At 56.6% G+C, this 4,182-nt stretch carries 5 protein-coding genes; 4 read left to right on the top strand and 1 reads right to left on the bottom strand.

Going from position 1 to position 4,182, the window contains the following annotated elements; genetic code table 11:
* The 4 genes from aroC to phaC all read left to right on the top strand — a co-directional run.
* The coding region (gene aroC, locus BIS10_RS17725; protein WP_253507312.1) for a chorismate synthase at positions 1-597 on the top strand (597 nt) is incomplete at its 5' end.
* A gap of 60 nt (positions 598-657) precedes the next feature.
* Positions 658-1,035 carry a hypothetical protein gene (locus BIS10_RS17730; protein WP_083024091.1) on the top strand — a complete coding sequence of 126 codons (378 nt, stop codon included), beginning with the start codon at positions 658-660 and terminating at the stop codon, positions 1,033-1,035.
* Between the two features lie 195 nt (positions 1,036-1,230).
* A complete protein-coding gene (locus BIS10_RS17735) occupies positions 1,231-1,641 on the top strand; it encodes a phasin family protein (RefSeq protein ID WP_253507314.1) in 411 nt (136 codons plus the stop codon).
* Positions 1,642-1,746: 105 nt separating this feature from the next.
* Entirely contained in the window at positions 1,747-3,597 is a 1,851-nt protein-coding gene (gene phaC / locus BIS10_RS17740; RefSeq protein WP_253507317.1) for a class I poly(R)-hydroxyalkanoic acid synthase, read from the top strand.
* 99 nt (positions 3,598-3,696) lie between these two features.
* On the opposite strand, the gene BIS10_RS17745 is transcribed toward phaC, so the two are convergent.
* Positions 3,697-4,182 (bottom strand): nitrilase-related carbon-nitrogen hydrolase (locus BIS10_RS17745; protein ID WP_301282096.1); only part of this gene is annotated, 486 nt, incomplete at its 5' end.

Raw genomic sequence — 4,182 nt, forward strand, 5'->3', positions numbered from 1 at the left:
TTCAAAACCTGGGAGGCTGTCGATCAGAACGCCTTCTTCTGCCCCGACCCCGATAAAGTAGCCGAGCTGGAAAGCTACATGGATCAACTGCGACGGGACCAAGACTCCGTGGGCGCGGAAATTACCGTGATTGCCGATGGCGTGCCCGTAGGCTTGGGCGAGCCAGTCTTCGACCGCCTGGATGCTGACCTAGCGCACGGTTTGATGAGCATTAACGCGGTAAAAGGAATCGAGATTGGCGCGGGCTTTGGCTGCATTGCCCAGCGCGGCAGCGAACACCGCGACGAGATGACGCCGGAAGGCTTTCTCTCCAACCACGCGGGCGGCGTGCTGGGCGGTATTTCCAGCGGGCAGCCCATTGTGGCTCGGTTGGCACTGAAGCCAACCTCCAGCATTACCACGCCGGGCCGCTCCATTGATGTTCATGGTGAACCAGTCGAAGTGATTACCAAAGGGCGTCACGACCCTTGTGTCGGTATTCGGGCAACGCCGATTGCGGAAGCCATGATGGCGATCACGCTGCTTGATCACTGGTTGCGCCACCGGGGCCAAAACGCTGATGTTAGCGTTGATACACCGCGATTAAGTCAGCGATAACGCCAAGGTGTGCTGAGTGGTTCGCTGCTACACTCAAGGAAGACGGTTAAGGAGTCGCCTATGAAAATTAACGTTGAGTTTGACCTGACGCCGGATGAGTTTCGGCAGTCGCTGGGGTTGCCCGATGTGGAGGCCTTTCAGCAGAGCCTGCTGGATAATATTCAGCGGCAGATGGAATCGGGGGTAGAAGGTTATGACCCCATGAGCTTAATGCGCCCTTTCCTGCAGCAACCCATGATGCAGCAGGGGCTTTCACAGGGGCTTGCTAACTTTGGCACCTATCAGCAAATGATGCTGGATATGCTACGTCAGGCCGGTAGTGCCCATACGGGTGGTGCCAGTAACGGCACCCAAGATAGCGAACCATCGTCAGCGGCAAACGAGAAAAGTACCAAGGCGAAAGCCACGGCTTCTTCTCGCTCTCGCGCCAAAGAGTAGGCGATAAAGGCGCTATCAAATACGTGGCACTGTGAGGCTGAGTCATAGGCGGCTGTAGGGTATGCAGAGGGGCCGTAGGAAGCTCCTTGTTGCAAAGCAGCATGCTAAGCATTACTCTTTTTGCAGTGCAGCAATTTGCGATGTGATGAGCCACTCCAGGCTCATGCCAAGGAATGAGAGACAGGAGCAACCACAATGCAAGACAAAATGATGGACGCCTTTAACGCCCAAACTCGCCAGATGTTTGAGCCGATGCGCAAGATGAACTCGCTGATGCTCAATAACATGGAAAAAATGACCCAGTACCAGCTGGAAGCGATGAAACGCTACAGCCAGATGGGCACCGAGCGCATCCGCAGCGCGACAGAAATTAATGATGCCGAGAGCCTGCGCGATTTCGGTACCAAGCAAGCGGAAATGATGAACGAGCTTTCTCAGCAGATGCAGGAAGACGCGCGGGTGATGAGCGAGATGAGCCTCCAGTTCAAATCTGAAATGGAAAAGCTGTTTAGCGAAGCCGGACAAAAAATGAGCGAACAAGCGAGCGCTACCGCCAAGGGTGAACAGCCCGCGAAGGCCTCAAGCCAGTCGTCTCGTAAAAGCTAATCGTCAGTAGTGTCCGCGGCGCCTTTGAGGCGCCGCGTTCTTTTACAGCGTTCTTAAGCGTGTTGCCAGGGCAACCATTGCCCAGTTGGTGAGGGGGAAAGTCGTATGCAGTCAGGGTGGAAAATGCCGTCTCAACCGTTGTCCCAGCAAGATATGGAGGCATGGAAGGCACAGCTTGACGACGTAGGTGAACAGTACAAAGGTCTGCTAGAGGACCTGCTGTCACGTATGGCGCCCAGCGAAGCCGCTGACTCCGTTTATAGCGACATGCGCGAAAGCTTTGAAGCCGCTGCACGTTCGCTGATGAGTAACCCGAATTTGCTGTGGCAAACCCAGTCGCGCTTGATGCAAGACCAGTGGTTGCTGTGGCAGCAGGGCGTACGCGCCATGGCCGGTGAGCAGGTGGCACCCCTGGTAACGCCGCCCAAGAACGACCGCCGCTTTAAAGATGAGGCCTGGACCACAGACCCCTACTACATGGCGATCATGCAGCAGTATTTGCTGTTTTCGCAGATGGTCGAAGAGCTGATTAACGATCTGGATGTAGACCCTACCCTCAAGCGCAACTTAACGTTCTACGCGCGCCAGTTGGTGAATGCGATGTCGCCTACCAACTTCGTCTCCACCAACCCGGAAGTGATGCGCCGCACCCTGGAAACCAAGGGGCAGAATCTCGTCGATGGCCTCACTCGGCTGCGGGAAGATTTAGCCAACTCAGCGGAAGGCATCAACGTACGCATGACCGACCGCAGCGCCTTTGGCGTGGGCGAGAACATTGCCGTAACGCCTGGCTCTGTGGTGTATGAAAACGAGCTGATTCAGCTGATTCAGTACACGCCAACCACCGAAAACACCTTTAAAACGCCGCTGCTGATTGTGCCGCCCTGGATCAATAAGTACTACATCCTAGACCTGCGGCAAGATAACTCGCTGGTGAAGTGGTTGGTGGATCAAGGCCACACGGTATTTCTGATCTCCTGGCGTAACCCTGGCCCCGAGCAGAGCGATATTACCTGGGCCGACTATATGCAGATGGGCCCCATCAGCGCGATGGAAGCGATTGAGCAAGCCTGCGGCGAGAAGTCGGTCAACCTGCTGAGCTACTGCGTAGGCGGCACGCTGACCGCCTCCACCGTGGCGTATCTCACCAGCACGCGCCGTGGCCGCAAGGTGAAGTCGGTCACTTACATGGCCACGCTGCAGGACTTCCGCGATCCGGGCGATATCGGCGTGTTCCTGAACGAGCGCGTGGTGCAGGGTATTGAGCAAACCATGCAGATGAAGGGCTATCTGGATGGCCGCTCCATGGCCTACACCTTCAACCTGCTGCGGGAAAATGATCTGTTCTGGTCGTTCTATATCAATAACTACCTGAAGGGCGAGATTCCCGCCGCCTTCGATTTGCTCTACTGGAATACTGATGGCACCAATCTGACGGCAGGCACCCACGCTTGGTACCTGCGCCATATGTATCTGGAAAACCGCTTGGTAGAGCCCGGTGGAATCGAGCTAGACGGGGTCAAAATCGACCTGCGCAAAGTCTCAACACCTAGTTACTTTGTCTCCACTAAAGAAGATCATATCGCCAAGTGGAACAGCACTTACTACGGTGCGCTGCTGCCCAAAGGCCCGGTAACCTTCGTGCTGGGCGGCTCTGGGCATATTGCCGGTATCGTGAACCCGCCCCATAAAAACAAGTACGGCTACTGGACCAACGACACGCTGCCCGAGACCCACGAGGAGTGGATGGAAGGCGCCACGTTTAACGAAGGCTCCTGGTGGCCCCATTGGCAAGCGTGGATGACCGACAACGGCTACGTGGATACAGACCCGAAGAAAATGGTACCTGCCCGCCAGCCTGGGGAAGGGGAGCTAACAGTGATCGAACCCGCGCCGGGCCGCTATGTGCGGATGACGATTCCCGAGGTGCTAGGGGAAATCCCCAGCAGCACCTAACCGGCACTCAGCAGACGGCTTTTTAAGAAGCCGCCTAAAACGAAGCCCCCTGCCACGAATGTGGCAGGGGGCTTTTTCATGGCCGAGGTGCTATTGGCATCAACGCCGACGCACAAACCCCGGCAGCAGGAACAGCCCGGCGAGTAGCCAGATGGGCAGGCTGCCCATGCGGTTGAAGGGGGTTAGCCCTTCCATAGCGTAGAACTCGCCAGTGAGATAGGTAGTTTCAAACTGCGGAGCGCGGTCTACCAGTTCGCCACGGGGGTTAATAATGGCGGTGATGCCGTTGCTGGTAGCGCGAACCACGTAGCGGCCATTTTCCAGAGCGCGCAGGCGGGCCATTTGCAGGTGCTGGTGCGGGCCAATGGAGGCACCAAACCAAGTATCGTTGGAAACCGTCACGATCACACCGCTATCGGCTGCCCGCTGTGCCACGAGCTGTGGGTAAATAATTTCGTAGCAAATAGCGTTACCAATCGCGACGCCTGCTGCCTGCATAGGCACCTGCTCCGACGCACCTTTGCTAAAGCTGGACATCGGCAGGTTGAAGAAGTCGATCGCGCCCCGCAGCACGCTCTCTAGCGG

Origin of the sequence: Halomonas sp. 707B3, assembly GCF_024158645.1 — a bacterium.
GTDB classification, from domain to species: domain Bacteria; phylum Pseudomonadota; class Gammaproteobacteria; order Pseudomonadales; family Halomonadaceae; genus Vreelandella; species Vreelandella lionensis.

Excerpts from the sequence above, each read along its gene's own strand:
- BIS10_RS17730 (WP_083024091.1), top strand. The coding sequence starts at position 658 with ATGAAAATTAACGTTGAGTTTGACCTGACGCCGGATGAGTTTCGGCAG.
- BIS10_RS17735 (WP_253507314.1), top strand. The coding sequence starts at position 1,231 with ATGCAAGACAAAATGATGGACGCCTTTAACGCCCAAACTCGCCAGATG.
- phaC (WP_253507317.1), top strand. The coding sequence starts at position 1,747 with ATGCAGTCAGGGTGGAAAATGCCGTCTCAACCGTTGTCCCAGCAAGAT.